The organism is Allobosea sp. (assembly GCF_017308075.1).
In the GTDB taxonomy this organism is placed as follows: domain Bacteria; phylum Pseudomonadota; class Alphaproteobacteria; order Rhizobiales; family Beijerinckiaceae; genus Allobosea.
In genome coordinates, this window is sequence record NZ_JAFKFX010000023.1 from 229,945 (window position 1) to 249,181 (window position 19,237).

15 protein-coding genes are annotated in these 19,237 nt (G+C 68.4%); 12 read left to right on the plus strand and 3 right to left on the minus strand.

Features of this window, described 5'->3' with window-relative positions; all coding sequences use genetic code 11:
* Window positions 1-141 precede the first annotated feature (141 nt).
* Entirely contained in the window at window positions 142-1,482 is a 1,341-nt protein-coding gene (gene aptA, locus J0J10_RS02005; RefSeq protein ID WP_291644854.1) for an omega-aminotransferase AptA, read from the minus strand.
* 176 nt (window positions 1,483-1,658) lie between these two features.
* On the opposite strand from aptA, the gene J0J10_RS02010 reads away from it, so the two are divergent.
* Window positions 1,659-3,479 (plus strand): hypothetical protein, encoded by a 1,821-nt coding sequence (locus J0J10_RS02010; protein ID WP_291644856.1) that lies wholly within the window; start codon window positions 1,659-1,661, stop codon window positions 3,477-3,479.
* A gap of 47 nt (window positions 3,480-3,526) precedes the next feature.
* On the opposite strand, the gene J0J10_RS02015 is transcribed toward J0J10_RS02010, so the two are convergent.
* Window positions 3,527-3,862 (minus strand): hypothetical protein, encoded by a 336-nt coding sequence (locus J0J10_RS02015; protein ID WP_291644859.1) that lies wholly within the window; start codon window positions 3,860-3,862, stop codon window positions 3,527-3,529.
* Between J0J10_RS02015 and J0J10_RS02020 the strand changes: the two genes are divergently transcribed.
* On the plus strand, window positions 3,861-5,228 hold the full coding sequence (locus J0J10_RS02020) for an EAL domain-containing protein (protein WP_291644861.1): 1,368 nt from the start codon (window positions 3,861-3,863) through the stop codon (window positions 5,226-5,228). The genes J0J10_RS02015 and J0J10_RS02020 overlap by 2 nt on opposite strands.
* 117 nt (window positions 5,229-5,345) lie before the next feature.
* Window positions 5,346-6,203 carry a TIGR01459 family HAD-type hydrolase gene (locus J0J10_RS02025; protein WP_287495630.1) on the plus strand — a complete coding sequence of 286 codons (858 nt, stop codon included), beginning with the start codon at window positions 5,346-5,348 and terminating at the stop codon, window positions 6,201-6,203.
* A gap of 182 nt (window positions 6,204-6,385) precedes the next feature.
* Here the strand turns inward: J0J10_RS02025 and J0J10_RS02030 are convergent, their stop codons facing one another.
* Window positions 6,386-6,769: a response regulator gene (locus J0J10_RS02030; RefSeq protein ID WP_066468028.1), complete on the minus strand. Its 384-nt coding sequence runs from the start codon at window positions 6,767-6,769 to the stop codon at window positions 6,386-6,388.
* A 269-nt stretch (window positions 6,770-7,038) separates the two neighbouring features.
* Between J0J10_RS02030 and J0J10_RS02035 the strand changes: the two genes are divergently transcribed.
* From J0J10_RS02035 to mutL, 9 genes are all read left to right on the plus strand, one after another.
* Window positions 7,039-7,485, plus strand: a complete 447-nt coding sequence (locus J0J10_RS02035; protein ID WP_452116684.1) for a MaoC family dehydratase — start codon at window positions 7,039-7,041, stop codon at window positions 7,483-7,485.
* A gap of 81 nt (window positions 7,486-7,566) precedes the next feature.
* The gene (locus J0J10_RS02040) at window positions 7,567-8,550 is read left to right on the plus strand and encodes a bifunctional riboflavin kinase/FAD synthetase (protein WP_291644863.1); all 984 of its coding nucleotides are present in this window, start codon (window positions 7,567-7,569) and stop codon (window positions 8,548-8,550) included.
* A 206-nt stretch (window positions 8,551-8,756) separates the two neighbouring features.
* Entirely contained in the window at window positions 8,757-11,780 is a 3,024-nt protein-coding gene (gene ileS / locus J0J10_RS02045) for an isoleucine--tRNA ligase (RefSeq protein WP_291644865.1), read from the plus strand.
* A 38-nt stretch (window positions 11,781-11,818) separates the two neighbouring features.
* On the plus strand, window positions 11,819-12,307 hold the full coding sequence (gene lspA, locus J0J10_RS02050) for a signal peptidase II (protein ID WP_291645272.1): 489 nt from the start codon (window positions 11,819-11,821) through the stop codon (window positions 12,305-12,307).
* A 71-nt stretch (window positions 12,308-12,378) separates the two neighbouring features.
* A complete protein-coding gene (locus J0J10_RS02055) occupies window positions 12,379-13,035 on the plus strand; it encodes a hypothetical protein (protein WP_291644867.1) in 657 nt (218 codons plus the stop codon).
* Between the two features lie 158 nt (window positions 13,036-13,193).
* Complete coding sequence (locus J0J10_RS02060; protein WP_291644869.1) at window positions 13,194-14,486, plus strand: M16 family metallopeptidase; 1,293 nt, start codon at window positions 13,194-13,196, stop codon at window positions 14,484-14,486.
* Between the two features lie 106 nt (window positions 14,487-14,592).
* Window positions 14,593-15,885: a M16 family metallopeptidase gene (locus tag J0J10_RS02065; RefSeq protein WP_291644871.1), complete on the plus strand. Its 1,293-nt coding sequence runs from the start codon at window positions 14,593-14,595 to the stop codon at window positions 15,883-15,885.
* Window positions 15,886-15,923: 38 nt separating this feature from the next.
* Window positions 15,924-17,240: a glucose-6-phosphate isomerase gene (locus J0J10_RS02070; RefSeq protein ID WP_291644873.1), complete on the plus strand. Its 1,317-nt coding sequence runs from the start codon at window positions 15,924-15,926 to the stop codon at window positions 17,238-17,240.
* 170 nt (window positions 17,241-17,410) lie between these two features.
* The gene (gene mutL, locus J0J10_RS02075) at window positions 17,411-19,228 is read left to right on the plus strand and encodes a DNA mismatch repair endonuclease MutL (protein WP_291644875.1); all 1,818 of its coding nucleotides are present in this window, start codon (window positions 17,411-17,413) and stop codon (window positions 19,226-19,228) included.
* Window positions 19,229-19,237 lie beyond the last annotated feature (9 nt).

Consider the following 19,237-nt stretch of genomic DNA (forward strand, 5'->3'; position numbering starts at 1 on the left):
ACCAAACGTATCAATCTGGACGATGGGACCATCGATCCCATCGCCAAAGGTCTTAACACGGGCGTGCACCTTGCTTGGGTGCAGGTTCCCTTCGCTAGGCCCGATCTCAAGCCTATCGATACGAGCCATGAGAAACGCCGCTCAGTTCGCCACGGCCCGGATCGCCCGGCGCAGCTTGCCGATCAGCTCCTCGACCTGGTCCTCGGTGATGATCAGCGGCGGCGAGAAGGCGATCGTGTCGGCGGCGGTGCGGACCATCAGCCCTTCCTCGCGGAACAGGCGGTCCATCGCCGCGAAGGCGCGCTTGCCGACTCCGTCGGCGCGCGGGGCGAGGTCGATGGCGCCGACCAGGCCGACCGTGCGGATGTCGACCACGTTCGGCTCGCCCTTCAGGCTCATCACCGCATCAGCCCACATCGGCTCCATGGCGCGGGCGCGCTCGAACAGGCCTTCCTCGCGATAGACGTCGAGTGTCGCCAGGCAGGCCGCCGCCGCCAGCGGATGGCCGGAATAGGTGTAGCCGTGGAACAGCTCGATGACGTTGTCCGGCCCGTTCATGAAGGCGTCGTAGATGTGCTTGCGCACGATCACGCCGCCCATCGGAACCGTGCCGGAGGTCACGCCCTTGGCGAAGGTGATCATGTCGGGGATCACGCCGTAGCGCTCGGCGGCGAAGGCGAAGCCGAGGCGCCCGAAGCCGGTGATCACCTCGTCGAAGATCAGGAGGATGCCGTGCTTGTCGCAGAGCTCGCGTAGGCGCTTGAGATAGCCCTTCGGCGCCGGCAACCCACCGGTCGAGCCGGCCATCGGCTCGACGATCACGGCGGCGATGGTCGAGGCGTCGTGCAGGGCGACGACGCGCTCGAGGTCGTCGGCGAAATGCGCGCCATATTCGGGCTCGCCCTTGCTGAAGGCCTGCTTCTCGCGGTCATAGGTATGCGAGATGTGGTCGGTGCCGGTCAAAAGTCCGCCGAAGAACTTGCGGTTGTTGACCATGCCGCCGACCGAGATGCCGCCGAAGCCGACGCCGTGATAACCGCGCTCGCGGCCGATCAGGCGGGTCTTCGAGCCCTTGCCGGAGACATTCCAGTAGGCGAGCGCGATCTTCAGCGCCGAATCCGCGGCTTCCGAACCCGAGCCGGCGAAGAAGACGTGATCGAGATCGCCCGGAGCGAGCGCCGCGATCCGCGCCGCGGCGGCGAAGACCTTGGGATGGCCGTATTGGAAGGAAGGGGCGTAATCGAGCTCGCGGGCCTGCGCCTGGATCGCCTGGATGATCGGCTCGCGCGCGTGGCCGGCATTGCAGCACCAGAGCCCGGCGGTGCCGTCCATCACCGGCTTGCCCTCCGGCGTATAGTAGAACATGCCCTCGGCGCGGGCGATCATGCGCGGGTTCTGCTTGAACGAGCGGTTCGCCGTGAACGGCATCCAGTAGGCTTCGAGGTCGTTCGGCGTGGCGATCGCGCCCATCGCGGAGGTCATGATCCGATCCCTTTAGTTTTTAAAAACTTCCTCAGCCTAGCAGCGTGCAACGGGCTGTAAATCCACGGTCCGGCGGGGCATCCCTGCGCCGGGCGGGCGGCAGGGCGCCTCTGTCGCAGATGACGCAACGTCGTTTCCGGCGTAGCTTGAAGGAGGGGACTCTGGATCGCGCCCCAATGGTCGTTCGCGCCACAGCTCTGGATGGGGAGAACGGGCTGGCGCCGGATGAGATCCGCGCCGAGCTCGAGCGTGTGCTCGCCTCCGACATCTTTCGTGCCGCGCCTCAGCTGACGGCCTTCCTGAGCTTCATCGTCGAGCAGACTTTGGCAGGGCGGGCGAACGAGCTGAAGGGCTATACGATCGCCGTCGAGGCCTTCGGCCGTTCGCCGGATTTCGACCCGCAGGCGGACCCGATCGTCCGCGTCGAGGCCGGGCGCCTGCGAAAGGCGTTGAACCTCTATTTCGCCGCCGACGGCGTTGCCGATCCCGTGCGCATCACCGTTCCCGTCGGCGCCTATGTTCCGTCCTTCGAGCGTGCCGCTCCGCTGGCGCCCCCCGAAGAGGAGGTTTCCGAGCAGGACGGGCTCACGGCGCAAGAGGCGCATCACGAGAGCTCGGTGGCGGTCGAGAGCGGTGTGGCTGCCGCCGGGCCTTCGCGCTACTGGCTCTATGTCGCGGGCTTCGGGCTCCTGCTCGGCCTCGCCGCGATCGGCTTCTGGTACTGGGGAGAGCACGGCACGAACGGAATGGCAGCGCGATCGCCTGACATCGCCTCGCAATTGCCGCCGTTACCAGCCGCGCCGCGTTCGGATCCACCGCCCACGGTCCGGGCCGTACCTCTGGTGAGGGCGCGCCTGCCCGTGGTCTCGGTCGAGGTCGCCGAGACGGTTACGGATGCTTCGCTGGATGACATCACCCGCAATTTCGTCCGCGAGGTCGCGGACACGATGGCGCGTTTCGACGATCTCGTGGTCGTCAAGCTGCCGGAGCCGCTGACGCGTGCGGGCGAGGGGAGCGATTACATCTTGTCGATCAGTGCCCGGCGCGCCGGCAATGCGATCGAAGGCTTCGCCCGGCTGAGCGCCGCCAGGGACGGGCGGGTCGTCTGGACCACTTCGGGGGAGGGCAGCGTCGACAGGTTCGGCGAGGGCCTGCCGATGCGCGAAGTGGCACAGCGTCTGGCGATCCGGCTGGCGCAGCCTTTCGGCGTGCTCCACGCGGATGCGCGCCAGTCGCCTCCGACCCCGGCGGCTGCCTGTCTGTTCCTGGCCTTCAATCTGCGCCGCACCATGAAGGCCGAAGATCACCTCGCCGCGCGCGACTGCCTGGAAGACCTTGTCGCTCACAATCCGGAGTTCCATCCGGCCTGGTCGCAGCTCGCTTTGCTGGCGCTCGACGAATACGCCTCGGACTTCAATGCGAGGCCGGGCTCGGCTCTCGACCGGGCGCTCGCCGCCGCGGTCACCGCGGTCCGGCTCGCTCCGGCCAGTGCCCGGGCGCATCAGGCCATGATGGATGCGCAGTTCTTCCGGGGGGCGACCGAGGACGCGCTGAAGGCAGGTCGCGAGGCGCAGGCGCGCAATCCCTATGATCCCGACGTGCTCGCCGCCCTCGGCGCGCATTACGTCCAGCTCAACCGGCCGGCCGAGGGGCTGCCGCTGCTCGAGCAGGCGGTCGCGCTGTCGATCGGCAGGCCGCCCTGGTACGATTTCTATCTGTATCTCGCCGCCTATCTCACGGGTGCAACCAGGTTGGCGGAAGCGCATGCCGCTCTGATCAATGCTGAGGAGACCCCGTTCGGCCTGATCGGGCGCGCCATGGCTGCCGCTGCGAGCGGCGACGGATTCGCGCTTGAGCGCTCTCTGCGGATTTTGCGCCAGAAGGTGCCGCTCTTCGATCTCGATGCGGGACTCTATCTACGCCGGAGGGGATTTTCGCCCGAGGTCAGCGACCGGATCATCGCCGCGATCCATGCCCGGGGTGTGCCGCCGCGCTAGATCGCCGAGCCTCCTATCGGACCCAAGCTGGCGATCTAGCCCGTCGTTCAGGCACCGGCTTTGTCCGGAAAGCGGATGGCATTTTCTCGTCGGATGCTCGGCAAGGGGCGCAGCAGCCCCTTCCGAGGCATGAAGATCGGCGCCGCCCCGGCCCGCTTGGCTGGTTTTCGCCTGATTTTCGCCGTCGCGAGCCGGTCGCGGCCGTGCCCGCTCTCGCAGCCATCCGTCCGGGCGGCTATCCTGCGGCTGTCGCGGGTGATTCGCCACTCCGGCATTCCTTCCACCTCTTTTTGCGTGATCCTGCCCTTGGCTCGCATCCGCCTCAGCGCACTCCCACCGGCCGCCAGCGGCGTCGCCGGTTTTTCGCTGGGTGCCGCCGCCATGCTGCTGCTTCCGGGCGGGCTCGCCAATGCCGTCGGTCTGTTGGCTGCCGGGCTCGGCCTTTCCGGTTCGTTCGCGCTGATGCGCCGCAACTGGGCTGGCGAGCGCGAGCAGCTCCTGGCTGCGGTCGGCGAGGTCAAGGTTCGGTTGGCGACCAATGCCATCCGCCTGGATGGCATGGCGAAGCGCATCGACCAGCTGCCGATGAGCGAGGTCGAGGCCGCGCCGGCCCGGGCGATGCTCAACGAGCTGACCGCCGAGGTCGGCCTGCTCGGCGACCTGCTGCAGCAGGTCGCGACCACGCTTGGCGATCACGACGACCAGCTGCGACTGGTTCAGGATAAACTTGCAGCGGCGGCGCAGCCACCTGCGCGGCAGGGGCCGACGGCACTGACGGAGCGCGGTGCACCGCGCGAGGCCGAGCCGCTCGTCGCGGTCCGGCAATCGCCGGCCGAACTGGCGCAGATTCGGGCTGCCGAGCAGCGCGCCGCGGTGATCAGCGACGCCCTCGCCAATGGCCAGGTCGAGGTCCATCTCCAGCCGATCGTGCAGCTGCCGCAGCGCCGGACCCGCGGCTACGAGGCACTGGTGCGCCTGCGGCTGGACGAGAAGACGCTGCTCCTGCCGGCCGAGTTCATGGAGACGGTCGAGCAGCGCGGTTTCGGGCCGACGCTCGATGCGCTCGTCCTGACCCGGGCGCTGGCGATAGCCCGCCATCTCGGCAGCAAGGAGGGCGGGCTCTTCGTCTCCTGCAATTTCAGCGGCGCGACCTGGGGCTCGTCGCGCGCGCTGGCCACGCTGGCGCGTATCCTCGAAAAATATCATGCCCATATCGGCAATCTCGTCATCGAGATGCCGCAGCGCGTCTTCCGCACGCTCGAACCGACTGCCCTCGGTCTTCTGGGGGCGATGTCGGCGAACGGGGTGCGCTTCGCGCTCGATCACGTCACCGATCTGCGTCTCGATCCGGCCTCGCTGCATGATCGCGGCGTGCGCTTCGTCAAGGTCCCGGCCTCGCTGCTCCTGGCCGAGGCAAAGGGCGGGCCGGCGACCGACATCGCCACCGGCGACCTTGCCGCGCATCTCGCGCGTGCGACGATCCAGCTCGTCGCAGACGAGGTCGAAGACGATCCGATGGTCGCCGACATGCTCGATCTCGGCGTCGGCTATGGCCAGGGCGCGGTCTTCTCCCCGCCGCGCCCGGTGCGACCGGAGGTCTTCGCCGAGCCGGAGGCCGTGGCGCCTGCACCGGCAGCCCCTGCGCCGGCGGCCGCCGAAGTCGTCAACTATCCGCCGCCGGCTCCCGCCGCGCCGCCTACCCCGACGCGGGTGCCTTTCCGCGATGTCCTGCGACGCGCGACCGGCTGAAACAGCCTGGACGCCGGCGCGTTATGCCCTGATCAGACTGGCCGGCCTGTCACTGGCGGCGTATTGAGCCCGATGCCGTGGCGCCAGCCGCCGCCCATTCCAAGCCGGAGCTTGCCCGTGCCGTCTTCAACCCGCCTGCTTTCCGGCGTTTCGCCGATCATCGGTCAGTATGAGCTTTGCCTCTGCGACATCTGGGGCGTCGTTCATAACGGCGTGGCGCCCTATGCCGAGGCCTGTGCGGCGCTGGCGAAGATGCGGGCCGGCGGCGTCACCGTCGTGCTCGTCTCGAACGCGCCGCGCCCGCGCTCCGAGATCGCGATCCAGCTCGGTCGTCTCGGCGTCCCGGGCGATGCCTTCGACGCGATCGTCACCTCCGGCGACGTCGCCCGCGACCTGATCGCCCATCGCGCCGGCGAGCCGCTCTATCATCTCGGTCCGGATCGCGATCTTCCGCTGCTCGCGGGGCTCGACGCGCCGCGCGTCCCGGCCGCCGAGGGACGCTATGTCGTCTGCACCGGCCTGTTCGACGACGAGACCGAGACGGCGGAAACCTATGCCGAGGCGCTTGCCGATTTCGCCCGTCGCGACCTCACCCTGATCTGCGCCAATCCCGATCTGGTGGTCGATCGCGGCGGTCGCATGGTGCCCTGCGCCGGCTCGATCGCACTCGCCTATGAGAAGCTCGGCGGCCGGGCGATCTATGCTGGCAAGCCGCACGCCCCGATCTACGAGCTGGCGATCCGGCAGGGTCAGGAACTGCGCGGCGAAAATGTCGAGAGGTCGCGCATCCTCGCCATCGGCGATGCGATCCGCACCGATATCGCCGGCGCCGTGCATTACGGTCTGGGATCGCTGATGTGCCTCGCCGGCATCCATGCCGAGGAGACCGGAGAGCTCTCGCCAGCGGATTTGCAGGGCTGGTTCGCCCGCCAGAGCCACCGTCCCGACTACGCGATGCCGCAGCTGGCCTGGTGATGAAAGGCGAAGAGCGCCAGCCGTACTGACCGGCGGTCGCCATTTCTGCCGCAGCGCAATGAAGCGCCGGAATCCATTATAGAGCGTAGCGCCTTGCGAAGGATTTCGGAGCGGCGCCGCTGGCGCGGCTTGTCCGGAATGATGGAGTTTCTGCGAGCGGAGCCCGAGCGACCGGCCGGCTCTCAGGCGGCGCAGACCGATTCGATCTTGGATTTCAGCGTCTGCGCGTTGAACGGCTTGACGATGTAGTTGTTCACGCCGGCCTTCTTGGCGGCGATGACGTTCTCGGTCTTCGATTCCGCGGTCACCATGATGAAGGGCGTCGCGGCGATCTCTTCCTCGTTGCGAACCTGGCGCAGCAGCTCGAACCCGGTCATCGGCTCCATGTTCCAGTCGGAGATCACCAGCCCGTATTTCTTGTCGCGCATCTTGGCGATCGCGCTGCTGCCGTCCGAGGCATCGTCGACATTCTCGAAGCCGAGTTGCTTCAGCAGGTTGCGGATGATGCGAACCATGGTCTGGTAATCGTCCACCACCAGGATCGGCATCGACGGGTCAAGGGCCATGGTGGAACTCCGAACATGCAAGCGCGCACCGGGCAATACCGATGCGCTGGCCGCTCTCCCAGAGCGGCGACCATGGGTCAACCCTGATAGCCGAGCGGTGTTTCAAAGCCGTTAACCCGTTCGTAGACTGACCTAGCGTCATCATCCAAAAGGCGACCTCCTCAGGGCACGAAAGTTCTATGGTGCAATGCAGCGAATTGTGAAACGCTGCCATACCCTGCCCCGTGCGGCAGCGGGTTTTCACCGTTGCTGCGCATGCGAGACGACCGATGATGACCAGCGCGCTCTATCAGGTCCATGCCTTCGAGGACCTGGCCATCGGCCAGCGCGAGAGCCTGATGCGTACCGTGATGGAGCGCGACATCTCGCTCTTCGCCGACCTCTCCGGTGACGCCAATCCGATCCATCTTTGCGACCGCTACGCCGCCGGCACGAAGTTCGGCCAGCGCATTGCCCATGGCATGCTGACGGCCAGCCTCGTTTCGGCCCTGCTCGGCACCCGCCTGCCGGGGCCGGGAGCGGTCTATCTCTCGCAGACCCTGAACTTCCTCGCCCCGGTCAAAATCGGCGATGTCGTCACCGCGCGCGTCGAGGTGGTAGAGCTGGTCGTCGAGCGCCGCCGCGCCCGGCTGTTCTGCGAATGCCTGGTCGACGGCAAGGCGGTTCTCGAAGGCGAGGCCTGGGTGGCGCTGCCGAAGGCGGCAGCGAAAGCCTGAAGAGCAAGTCTTGACGCTTCCGCCGGCTTGAGGCCAAACACGGCCCGCCGGATGGTCCCGGCGCCCGGACGCTTGCGCTCCATGACCTCATCAGCCGAAGCGCCGCGAACCGACACGCCGGCCGCCTTCATCCTCGAGCCGGGAAAGCCCGTGCCGGACGCCCTGCGCGGGCGGGTGCTGGCGCTCGGCAATTTCGACGGCGTCCATCGCGGCCATGCCGAGCTCGCGCGGGTGGCGAACGAGATGGCGGCAGGGCAGGGCGGCAAGGCGGCGGCGCTGACCTTCGAGCCGCATCCGCGCTCGGTCTTCCGGCCGGACCAGCCGGTGTTCCGGCTGACGCCGGCGGCGCTCAAGGTCGAATTGCTGGCCGGCGAGGGGCTCGCGCCGAGCTTCGTCCTGCCTTTCGACCGCGAGATCGCCGCGGTCGCGGCCGAGGCCTTCATCGACGAATTGCTGCTCGGCCGGCTCGGCGCCGCCGGTCTGGTCTGCGGTTATGATTTCCATTTTGGCGCCGGCCGCACCGGTTCCCCGGAGATGCTGCAGGCGCGTGCAGGCGCGGCGGGCGTGCCGGTGGCGGTGGTCGCGCCCTATTCCTGGCAGGGCGAGCCGGTTTCCTCGACCCTGATCCGGGCCGCTCTGGAGCAGGGCGATGTCGCCCGCGCCGCCGCCTTCCTCGGCCGGCCCTGGTTCGTGCGCGGCGTGGTCGCCCATGGCGACAAGCGCGGGCGCGAGCTCGGCTACCCCACCGCCAACATGCATCTGCCGCGCGACTGCCGTCTGCGCTACGGCATCTACGCGGTGCGCATGCGCGTCGACGGCATCTGGCGCGACGGCGTCGCCAGCTTCGGCAGCCGTCCGACCTTCGACGACGGCGCGCCGCGGCTGGAAAGCCATCTCTTCGATTTCGCAGGCGACCTCTACGGCAAGACCGTCGACGTCGCCCTCGTCGGCTGGCTGCGTGGCGAGGCGAAGTTCGAGGCGCTGCCGCCACTGATCGCGCAGATGGACGCCGACAGCCGGCAGGCGCGCGACATTCTCGGCCGGACGCCGCCCTTCCTTCCCTAGGCAACGCCTGCTAGAAGCCGCTCATGTCCGCTTTCCGCGCCACGATCATCGCACTGTCCCGGCGAATTACGAGCCCGGCTGCCGCCCTGCGCTGACGCGCGGGCGCCTGCGCAGTCCGGGATTTTGATCGCTTTCCCAGTTTTCGCGGACAAGAGCGCAGCGCCAGACCGATCTGGCCCGCCTGTCCGAACCGCCAGAGCCGGATCATGAACGACAAGACCGCCGAAAAGCCCGCCGCCCAGGACGCCAAAGCCCAGGAGGCCAAGGGGCAGGACTATTCGCAGACCCTGTTCCTGCCGCAGACCGAGTTTCCGATGCGGGCCGGCCTGCCGCAGCGCGAGCCGGAGCTGCTCGCCCGCTGGGCCAAGATGGATCTCTACCGCAAGCTCCGCGAGACCGCGAAGGGCCGCGACCGCTTCGTCCTGCATGACGGCCCGCCCTATGCGAACGGCAACATCCATATCGGCCATGCGCTGAACAAGGTGCTGAAAGACCTCGTCACGCGCTCGCAGCAGATGCTCGGCCATGATTCCAACTATGTGCCGGGCTGGGATTGCCATGGCCTGCCGATCGAGTGGAAGATCGAGGAACAGTACCGCGCCAAGGGCCTGAACAAGGACGATGTCCCGGTCGTGGAGTTCCGCCGGGAGTGCCGCACCTTCGCCGAGCACTGGGTCGATGTGCAGCGCACCGAATTCAAGCGCCTCGGTGTCGAGGGCGATTGGGACGATCCCTATCTCACCATGGCCTATCCGGCCGAGGCGCAGATCGCCCGCGAGATCATGAAGTTCGCGCAGAACGGCATGCTCTATCGCGGCTCCAAGCCGGTGATGTGGTCGGTGGTCGAGAAGACCGCGCTCGCCGAGGCCGAGGTCGAATACGAGGAGCATGTCAGCGACACGGTGTTCGTGGCGTTCCCGGTGCTCGGCTCGGGGCCGCTTGCCGGGGCCTCGGTGGTGATCTGGACGACGACGCCCTGGACGATCCCTGGCAACCGCGCGATCTCCTTCCATCACAAGCTCGCCTACGGACTCTACCGCGTCACCGCGGCGCCGGAGAACAACTGGGCCAAGCTCGGCGCGACCTATGTGCTGGCGAAGAACCTGGCCGAAGGCGTCTTCAAAGCGGCCAAGGTCGAGGCCTTCGAGCTCGTGGCGGATGTGTCCGCCGAGCAGCTCGCCGGCCTGACGGCGGCCCATCCGCTGCGCGGCCAGGGCTACGAGTTCGACGTTCCCCTGCTTGATGGCGACCATGTCACCGACGATGCCGGTACCGGCTTCGTCCACACCGCGCCGGGTCATGGCCGCGAGGACTTCGACATCTGGATGGCGAGCGGGCGCATGCTCGCCGAGCGCGGCATCGAGACCAGGATCCCCTACACCGTCGATGCCGATGGCCGCTTCACCAAGGATGCGCCGGGCTTCGAGGGCGCGCAGGTCATCACCGACAAGGGGGAGAAGGGCAACGCCAACGACGTCGTGATCAAGGCGCTCGCCGCCTCCGGCAACCTCGTCGCTCGTGGCCGGCTCAAGCACCAGTACCCGCATTCATGGCGTTCGAAGAAGCCGGTGATCTTCCGGAACACGCCGCAATGGTTCATCGCCATGGACAAGCCTTATGGCGATGCGGGGGCGCCCAATCCGGCGGCTCTCGCGCCGGTGGCGGGTGGCAATGCCGACACGCTGCGCAACCGGGCGTTGAAGGCGATCAAGGATACGCAATGGGTTCCCGCTGCCGGCGAGAACCGCATCAACGGCATGATCGCCAACCGGCCCGACTGGGTGGTCTCGCGCCAGCGCGCCTGGGGCGTGCCGATCACGGTCTTCGTCGCGAAGGAGACCAAGGAGGTCCTGGTCGACGCGAAGGTCAACGCCGCCATCGCCGAGGCCTTCGAGGCGGAAGGCGCCGATGCCTGGTTCAGCGACACCGACGGCGCCCGCTTCCTGAAGCCCTTCGGCTACGACCCGGCCCAGTATGAGCGCGTCACCGACGTGCTCGACGTCTGGTTCGATTCCGGCTCGACCCATGCCTTCACCTTGGAGAAGCGCGCCGATCTCAAGACGCATCGCGTCGTCGACGGCGGCAGGGACAAGGTGATGTATCTCGAAGGCTCGGACCAGCATCGCGGCTGGTTCCATTCGAGCCTGCTCGAAAGCTGCGGCACGCGCGGCCGGGCGCCCTATGACGTCGTCCTGACCCACGGCTTCTGCCTCGACGAGAAGGGCGAGAAGATGTCGAAGTCGAAGGGCAACGTCACCGCGCCGCAGGATGTGATCAAGGACAGTGGCGCCGACATCCTGCGCCTCTGGGTCGCGGCTGCCGACTATTCCGACGATCTGCGCATCGGCAAGGAGATCCTCAAGACCTTCGTCGAGACCTATCGCAAGCTGCGCAACACCATGCGCTGGATGCTCGGTACGCTCGCCCATTTCAGCGAGGAGATCCGCGTCACCGAGCCGGCCTCGATGCCGGAGCTGGAGCGGCTGATGCTGCATCGCCTCGCCGAGCTCGGCCCGCAGGTCGAGGAGGCCTATCGGACCTATGACTACAAGAAGGTCGTGAACCTGCTCTCGCAGTTCATGAACACCGAGCTCTCTGCCTTCTATTTCGACGTCCGCAAGGACGCGCTCTATTGCGACCCGCGTTCCAGCCATGTCCGCAAGAGCGCGCTCACCGTCGTCGATCAGCTGTTCCGCTGCCTGACGACCTGGCTCGCGCCGATCCTGGTCTTCACCGCCGAGGAGGCCTGGCTCGAGCGCTATCCCGATCAGAAGGCGGGGGAGGGCTCGGTCCATCTCGAGCTCTTCGCGCCCGTGCAGGAGAACTGGTTCGATCCCGAGCTCGCCGAGCGCTGGGCCAAGGTCCGGCGCGTGCGCCGCGTCGTCACCGGCGCGCTCGAGCTGGAGCGTGCGGCCAAGCGCATCGGCTCTTCGCTCGAGGCGGCGCCGGTCGTCCATATCACCGATGCCGATCTGCGCGCCGCCGTGAGCGGGCTCGATCTCGCCGAGATCTGCATCACCTCGGGTGCGAGGATCTCCGATGTCGAGGGTCCGGAAGAGGCCTTCCGCCTCGCCGACGTGCCCGGCGTCTCGGTCGTGCCGGTGCGGGCATCCGGGGTGAAATGCGCCCGTTCATGGAAGTATTTCGACCCGGCGACGGCCGAGGCCGACCATCCCGACGTCACGCCGCGTGACGCCAGGGCGCTGCGCGAGCTTCGCCGCGCCGCATGAGTCCGCAGGAGCCGAACATGCTGCCGGCCGGTCCCGGCATGACGCCGCTGCGCCGCTTCGGCGCGGTCCTTGCCCTGGTCGTGCTGCTGCTCGACCAGGCGAGCAAGCTCTGGCTGCTGTTCGGTGCGCGCCTGGCCGAGGAGGGGCCGTTCCAGATCACCTCCTTCCTCGAATTCGTGCTCGCCTGGAACCGTGGCATCTCCTACGGCTTGTTCCAGCAATCGACCGATATCGGCCGCTGGGCGCTGGTGGCGGTCTCCTTCCTGGCGCCGATCTGGCTGGGGCGCTGGATGTGGCGCTCGCCGGACAGGCTGACGGTCGCGAGCCTTGCCCTGATCATCGGCGGCGCGATCGGCAACGGCATCGACAGGGCCGTGTTCGGCGCCGTGGTCGACTTCGTCCACGTCCATTTCGGCAGCTTCAGCTGGTACATCTTCAACATCGCCGATGCGGCCATCGTTGTCGGCGTGGCCGGGCTTCTGTATGAGTCCTTCCGGCCCGGCGGCGGCAAGCCGGCTGCGGAGTGAGTTTGCTCGCCATGGTTTTGCCGCGCCGATCGATCATGACGGGGTCTCGTACCCTGGGACGGAGAATGGACATGGCTTATCGGATCCGCGCCTCGCGCATGCTGCTCGCCGGCGGCTTGTTGCTGGCTGCGACCCCTGCCTTTGCCCAGGAAGGCGTGCTCTTCCAGAACCTGGTGAAAGGCATGGGGCTTTTCGGCAGCGACAAGGACGACATCGAATACAAGCAGCGCGCTCCGCTCGTCGTGCCGCCGTCCTCGGCACTGCCCCGGCCGCAGGAGCCCGGCGCGACGCGCACCGCCGCCTGGCCGGATGACCCGGACGTCGCCCGCCGCAAGGCTGACCGCGATGGCGCCCGCGCGCCCTTCTCCAGCACCGAGGCGTTTCGCGGCAACAACAGGCCGGAGATGTCGCAGCAGGAGCTGCGCCGCGGCCGTGTCGCCGGGCGAGCCAATGGCCCGGAAGGGATCGTTCCGGACCACAACAACTACAACAACCAGATCGCGCCGATCCGCATCGGCCGCGAGATGGCGGCGCGCCAGGCCCAGACCGACACGTCCAATCTCGCCTATGGCGTCGAGCCGGAGCGCAAATATCTCTACGAGCCGCCGACCGGCTATCGCATGCCGGCCAGCACGGCGCCGCTCGGACCCGGCGCGCGCGGCCCGCAGGAAGACAAGCAGGCGGTCGGCCAGCGCGAATTCATCGCCGGCACCAAGCCGATGCAGTAGCGGCCGGGCCTGCCGGCCGGTACGCACGCGCCCATGAGGCGATGCGGGCTGGTGTCCGGCGCGGCGCGGGCCTATCTTCCGGTTGAGCCAATTTTCGGCTCGGGGCTTCTTGCGCCCGGGCCGGCATCCGTCCGTTGCCCGAGGAGTCCGCCCAGCCCATGACGGTCCACACGCCGCCCAGCAGCGTCGCCAGCACGGTCGAAACCTTCCGGCTCGCCAATGGCCTCGAGATCGTCGTCGCCCCCGACCACCGGGCTCCGGTCGTGACCCATATGGTCTGGTATCGCAATGGCTCGGGCGACGATCCGGCCGGCAAGTCCGGCATCGCCCATTTCCTCGAGCACCTGATGTTCAAGGGCACGGCGAAATGGCCGGCCGGCGAATTCTCCAAGATCGTCGCCGGTTATGGCGGCCAGGAGAATGCCTTCACCTCTTTCGATTACACCGCCTATTTCCAGCGCGTGCCGAAGGAGCACTTACGCGCGATGATGGATTACGAGGCCGACCGGATGACCGGCCTCGCCTTCGACGAGAGCGTCGTCGGTCCGGAGCGCGACGTGGTGCTCGAGGAACGGCGCATGCGCGTCGACGCCGACCCCGCCGCCCAGCTCGGCGAGGAGTTCTCCAGCGCGCTCTATGTCCATCATCCCTATGGCACGCCGATCATCGGCTGGGAGCACGAGATCGAGGGGCTCTCCCGCGACGATGCCTTCGCCTATTATCAGCGCTTCTACACACCGGAGAACGCGATCCTCGTCGTCGCCGGCGATGTCGAGCCGGCCGAGGTGCTGCGCCTGGCGCAGGAGACCTATGGCACGATTCCGGCGCGCGGCGAGCCGCCGCGCCGCAACCGGCCGGCAGAGCCCGATCCGCGCGCCGCGCGCCGGGTCTCGCTGACCGATCCGCGCGTGCAGCAGCCTTCGCTGCGCCGCGCCTGGCTGACCCCGACCTATCTCTCCGACAAGCGCGATCATGCCTTCGCCCTCGAGCTGGCATCGGAGATACTCGGTGGCGGCACGACCTCTCGGCTCTATCGCCGGCTCTGCGTCGAGCAGGAACTGGCGGCCGGCGCCGGCGCCTATTTCATGGGATCGATGGTCGACCGCTCCGCCTTCCAGGTCTCGGTGAGCCCGCGGCCCGGCGTCGCGATGACGGCACTGGAGGCGGGCCTCGACGCGGCACTCGCAGCGTTTATCGCGGATGGGCCGACTGAACTCGAACTCGCCCGGGCCCGCACCCGCCTCGTCGCCGAGACGATCTTCGCCCGTGACAGCCAATCCTCGCTGGCGCGCATCTTCGGCGCTTCGCTCGCCGTTGGCGAGACCGTCGAGGATGTGCTGCTCTGGCCCCAGCGCATCGAGGCCGTCACCCGCGAGCAGGTTCTCGAGGCGGTGCGCCTCTATCTCAGGCCCGATCGTTCGGTCACCGGGCTGCTCCTGCCCGCCGCCTGATCCGCCGGAGCAGGCTACGAGAACGGAAGCCGGGTCTTTCGTGTCGAGCCTGTTCCGAACTCTGGACAGCAACCGGGCCTCAGCCGTCACGCCGTCAGGAAACGCCATGAACGCGCCGACCATCCCCGCCCTTGCCGCCCCCGGCCCCGCGCTCGACGTGCAGCGCGTCACCGCTTCCTGCGGCGTCGAGGCCTGGCTGGTCGAGGAGCACAGCCTGCCGCTGCTGGCGCTCGATTTCGCCTTCGACGGCGGTGCCAACCGCGACCCCGCCGACGCTGCTGGCAGCGTCAACCTGGTCTCCGGCCTGCTCGACGAGGGCGCCGGCGATCTCGACGCCGAGGCCTTCCAGGGGCGCATGGCCGACCATGCGATCAGCCTGTCCTTCGATGCGCGGCGCGACGATTTCCACGGTCAGGTGCAGACCCTGTCGCGCCATCGGGACACCGCCTTCGAACTGCTCGGGCTCGCGCTCAACGCGCCGCGCTTCGACGCCGATGCCGTCTCGCGGGTCAAGGCACAGGTCATCGCCGGGCTGCAGCGCCAGGCCCAGAACCCCGATGCGCTCTGCCGCAACGCGCTCTTCGCCGCAGCCTTTCCCGGCCATGCCTATGGCCGCCCGGAGCGCGGCGAGATCGCCAGCGTCGGCGCCTTGCAGCCGGAGGCGCTGAAGAGCCTGACGCGTGATCTGCTGACGCGTGGCGGGCTCAGATTCGTCGCCGTCGGCGACATCACCGCCACCGAACTGGCGCAGCGCCTGGACGATCTTTTCGCCAGGCTCCCGGCCGGGCAGCCGCGGACCATGCCGGAGGCCGGCCTGCCGATCGCCGATCTCGGCAAGACCCATGTCGTCGATCTCGACGTGCCGCAGACCGTGCTGCGCTTCATCGGCCCCGGCCTGATGCGGCATGATCCCGATTTCTTCGCCGGCACCGTGCTGAACCACATCCTCGGCGGCTCGGCCTTCACCTCGCGCCTGTTCATGGAGGTCCGCGAGAAGCGCGGCCTCGCCTATGGCGTCTCCTCCAGCCTGATGCCGCTGCGCCAGAGCGGGTTCCTGATCGGCGGGACCTCGACCCGTAACGACCGCGTCGCCGAATCCATGACGGTGATCCGCGAGGAGATCGCCAAGCTCGCCGCAGAAGGGCCGAGCGAGCATGAGGTCGAGGAGGCCAAGCGCTACATCATCGGCTCCTACCCGCTGCGGTTCGACACCTCGCCCAAGATCGCCGCCGAATTGCTCGGCCTCGCGGTCTCCGGCTACGGCCCGGAATTCCTGGCCGAACGCAACCGGCGCTTCGCCGAGGTCACGCTCGCCGATGTCCGGCGTGTCGCATCGCGCCTCTTCGGCGATGGGCGCCTCCTGGTGCAGGCCGTCGGCCGCCCGGTCGGGCTCGCCTGAGCGTTACCATCCTTCCTCCAGCCGTCCGGATCCGCTCCATGCTCCAGCAAAGCCTCGATCTCGCGCTCGTCTCCGGTGTCGGCGAAGGCGGGATTCCCGATGCCGCCTTCGAGAAGGCGGTGGCCGATCTTGCTCCCGCTCTGGCGCGGTTGAATGGCGAGGCCAAGACCCTGCCGCTGCTCGGCCTGCCGGCCGATACCGCCGACCTCGCTCCGGTGCGGGCCGCTGCCGAGCGTCTGCGCCAGGGGGCCAGCGACGTGCTCGTGCTCGGCACCGGCGGCTCCAGCCTCGGCGGCCAGACGCTGGCGCAGCTCACCGGTTACGGCACCGCCGGCCTCTCGGCCTTCCTGCCGGAACCGCGCGTCCATTTCATCGACAATCTCGACCCGCTGACCTTTGCGGCGCTGCTGAAGACATTGCCGCTGAAGACGACCAAGTTCGTCTCGATCTCGAAATCCGGCGGCACCGGCGAGACCCTGCTGCAGACCATCGCCGCGATCACCGCATTGCGCGGCGCCGGCATCGCCGAGGACAAGATCGGCTGGCATTTCCAGGGCCTCTCCGAGCCGGCCAGGCCCGGCAAGCTGCATGCGCTGCGGGCCCTGCTCGAGCCGTTCGGCGTGCCCTTCCTCGAGCATCATACCGGCGTCGGCGGGCGCTATTCGGTGCTGACCAATTGCGGCCTGCTGCCGGCGGCGGTGCTCGGCCTCGACATCGTCGCGCTGCGCCAGGGTGCCGCCAAGGCGCTCGCCCCGGTCCTCGCCGGCAAGGGCGTCAAGGAGACCCCGGCGGCGCTCGGCGCCGCCCTCAACCTCGCGGCGATGCGCAACGGCAAGAACATCGCCGTGCTGATGCCCTATGCTGATAAGCTCGCTTTGCTCACCCGCTGGTGGATGCAGCTCTGGGCCGAGAGCCTCGGCAAGGACGGGCAGGGCACCCAGCCGGTCGGCGCGCTCGGGCCGGTCGACCAGCATTCGCAGCAGCAGCTCTATCTCGCCGGTCCGAAGGACAAGCTCTTCACGGTGCTGACCGTCGCCAACAAGGGCAAGGGCCCGGCGATCGACGCGGCGCTGGCAAAGCAGATCGGCGAAGGCGATTTCGCCGGCAAGACGATCGGCGACCTCGTCGCGGCGCAGGGTCTCGCCATGATCGACACCTTCGCCAAGAACGGCCGCGCGGTGCGCAAGCTTCATGTCGACGTGGTCGACGAGGCGAGCCATGGCGAGATCCTGATGCATTTCATGCTCGAGACCATCCTTACCGGCTACGCCATGGGCGTCGACCCGTTCGACCAGCCGGCGGTCGAGCAGGCGAAGATCCTCGCCAAGCGTTATCTTGCCGAAGGGCGCGGCTGAGCGAATCGGCCGGACCGCTGCTTTCACCCACGACGTCATCCCGGGCGAAGCGAAGCGCAGATCCGGGATCCATTATCGAGCGCGGAGCTCTGCGATGGATCCCGGTGCAAGGCCGGGATGACGCGATTTGAAGCTCGCGCCGAGCTTCAACGCTATTCCAGAACGTGCTCATGACCGTCCGCCGCCTCGATCCCGTCCTTGTCGACCGCATCGCCGCCGGCGAGGTGATCGAGCGGCCGGCCGCCGCCGCCAAGGAATTGGTCGAGAACGCCCTCGATGCCGGCGCCCGCTCGATCGCGGTGACCATCGCCGCCGGTGGGCGCGAACTGATCCGCGTCGTCGACGACGGCGCCGGCATGACACCGGAGGATCTCGCGCTCTCGGTCGAGCGCCACGCCACCTCCAAGCTTCCCGATGGCGACCTCTTCGCCATCCGCTCGCTCGGCTTCCGCGGCGAGGCCTTGCCCTCGATCGGCTCGGTGGCGCGGCTCTCGATCACGACGCGCCGGCGCGAGGCGGCGCAGGGCTCCGCACTGGTGGTCGAGGCCGGCGTCAAGGGACCGGTGCGGCCGGCGGCTGCGGCCCACGGCACCCGCATCGAGGTCAGCGACCTTTTCATCTTCACTCCGGCGCGGCTGAAATTCCTGAAAAGCGACCGGGCGGAGGCGCAGGCCGTCTCCGACATGCTGCGCCGCCTCGCCATCGCCCATCCCGAGGTGCGCTTCTCACTCGAAGGCGAGCATGTCAGCGCCTTCGACTGGCCGGCCGAGCCGATCGGCGCCGACGGCCGCCTGCGCCGGCTCGGTCGGGCGCTCGGACGCGACTTCCCGGAGAATGCGCTGCCGGTCGAGGCCGAACGCGAAGGCGTCAGGCTCTCGGGCTTCGCCGGCTTGCCGACCTTCCATCGCGGCACCTCGGCCGGCGTCCACATGGCAGTGAACGGGCGCCCGGTGCGCGACAAGCTGCTGCTCTCGGCGGTGCGCGGCGCCTATGCCGACGTCGTGCCCTCGGACCGGCATCCGGTGCTCTATCTCGACGTGCTCTGCGACCCCGCCGCCGTCGACGTCAACGTCCACCCGGCGAAGAGCGAGGTGCGCTTCCGCGATCCCGCCCTGGTGCGCGGCCTCGTGGTGTCCAGTCTCAAGGCGACGCTGGCGAGCGCCGGCCATCGCGCCACCTCGACCGGCGGCGCCCGCACGCTCGAAGCCTTCCGCGCCGTCTTCTCGGGCGGCGGCTCAGGCGGCGGCGCTGGTTCGATCCAGCGGCCAAACTTCGGCAGCGTTGCCGACTGGCGCCTGCCCGAGCCGCCTGCGCCCGCGGAGCCGCTCCAGTCCGGCTTTTCCGATTTCGCCATGCCCTCGGCCGATGCCCGGGCTCATCTCGCCGAGCCGGCGCAAGATGCGCTCGACCGGCCGCTCGGCGCCGCCCGCGCCCAGGTCCACGGCACCTATCTGATCGCGCAGACCCGCGACGGCATGGTCATCGTCGACCAGCACGCCGCCCATGAGCGGCTGGTCTATGAGCGGCTCAAGGCCGAGCGTGAGAAGAGCGGCATCGCCCGCCAGCCCTTGCTGCTGCCCGAGGTGGTCGAGCTTGACCCGGTCGATGCCGACCGGCTCAACGCGGCGGCCCCCGATCTCGCCTCGCTCGGCCTCGTCATCGAGAGCTTCGGCCCCGGCGCCGTGCTGGTGCGTGAGGCGCCGGCAGCCATAGCTGGCGGCAATCTCCAGGGCATCGTCCGCGATGTCGCCGACACGCTGGCCGAGCATGGCGATACCGGCTCGCTGGAGCGCCGGCTCGACCATGTGCTGGCGACCATGGCCTGCCACAACTCGGTCAGGGCCGGACGCCGCCTGCGGCCGGAGGAGATGGACGCGCTGCTGCGCGAGATGGAGGCGACGCCGAATTCCGGCCAGTGCAATCACGGCCGGCCGACCTATGTCGAGCTCAAACTCGCCGATATCGAGAAGCTGTTCGGGAGAAGGTAGCGCCATCCG

What these genes read in the sequence shown, in the direction of transcription:
- J0J10_RS02030 (WP_066468028.1), bottom strand. Translation starts at nt 6,769, where the DNA reads ATGGCCCTTGACCCGTCGATGCCGATCCTGGTGGTGGACGATTACCAG.
- J0J10_RS02055 (WP_291644867.1), top strand. Translation starts at nt 12,379, where the DNA reads ATGGCTTATCGGATCCGCGCCTCGCGCATGCTGCTCGCCGGCGGCTTG.
- J0J10_RS02010 (WP_291644856.1), top strand. Translation starts at nt 1,659, where the DNA reads ATGGTCGTTCGCGCCACAGCTCTGGATGGGGAGAACGGGCTGGCGCCG.
- J0J10_RS02040 (WP_291644863.1), top strand. Translation starts at nt 7,567, where the DNA reads ATGACCTCATCAGCCGAAGCGCCGCGAACCGACACGCCGGCCGCCTTC.
- J0J10_RS02015 (WP_291644859.1), bottom strand. Translation starts at nt 3,862, where the DNA reads ATGGCGGCGGCACCCAGCGAAAAACCGGCGACGCCGCTGGCGGCCGGT.
- J0J10_RS02060 (WP_291644869.1), top strand. Translation starts at nt 13,194, where the DNA reads ATGACGGTCCACACGCCGCCCAGCAGCGTCGCCAGCACGGTCGAAACC.
- J0J10_RS02035 (WP_452116684.1), top strand. Translation starts at nt 7,039, where the DNA reads ATGATGACCAGCGCGCTCTATCAGGTCCATGCCTTCGAGGACCTGGCC.
- ileS (WP_291644865.1), top strand. Translation starts at nt 8,757, where the DNA reads ATGAACGACAAGACCGCCGAAAAGCCCGCCGCCCAGGACGCCAAAGCC.
- aptA (WP_291644854.1), bottom strand. Translation starts at nt 1,482, where the DNA reads ATGACCTCCGCGATGGGCGCGATCGCCACGCCGAACGACCTCGAAGCC.
- J0J10_RS02020 (WP_291644861.1), top strand. Translation starts at nt 3,861, where the DNA reads ATGCTGCTGCTTCCGGGCGGGCTCGCCAATGCCGTCGGTCTGTTGGCT.
- J0J10_RS02070 (WP_291644873.1), top strand. Translation starts at nt 15,924, where the DNA reads ATGCTCCAGCAAAGCCTCGATCTCGCGCTCGTCTCCGGTGTCGGCGAA.
- J0J10_RS02065 (WP_291644871.1), top strand. Translation starts at nt 14,593, where the DNA reads ATGAACGCGCCGACCATCCCCGCCCTTGCCGCCCCCGGCCCCGCGCTC.
- mutL (WP_291644875.1), top strand. Translation starts at nt 17,411, where the DNA reads ATGACCGTCCGCCGCCTCGATCCCGTCCTTGTCGACCGCATCGCCGCC.
- lspA (WP_291645272.1), top strand. Translation starts at nt 11,819, where the DNA reads ATGACGCCGCTGCGCCGCTTCGGCGCGGTCCTTGCCCTGGTCGTGCTG.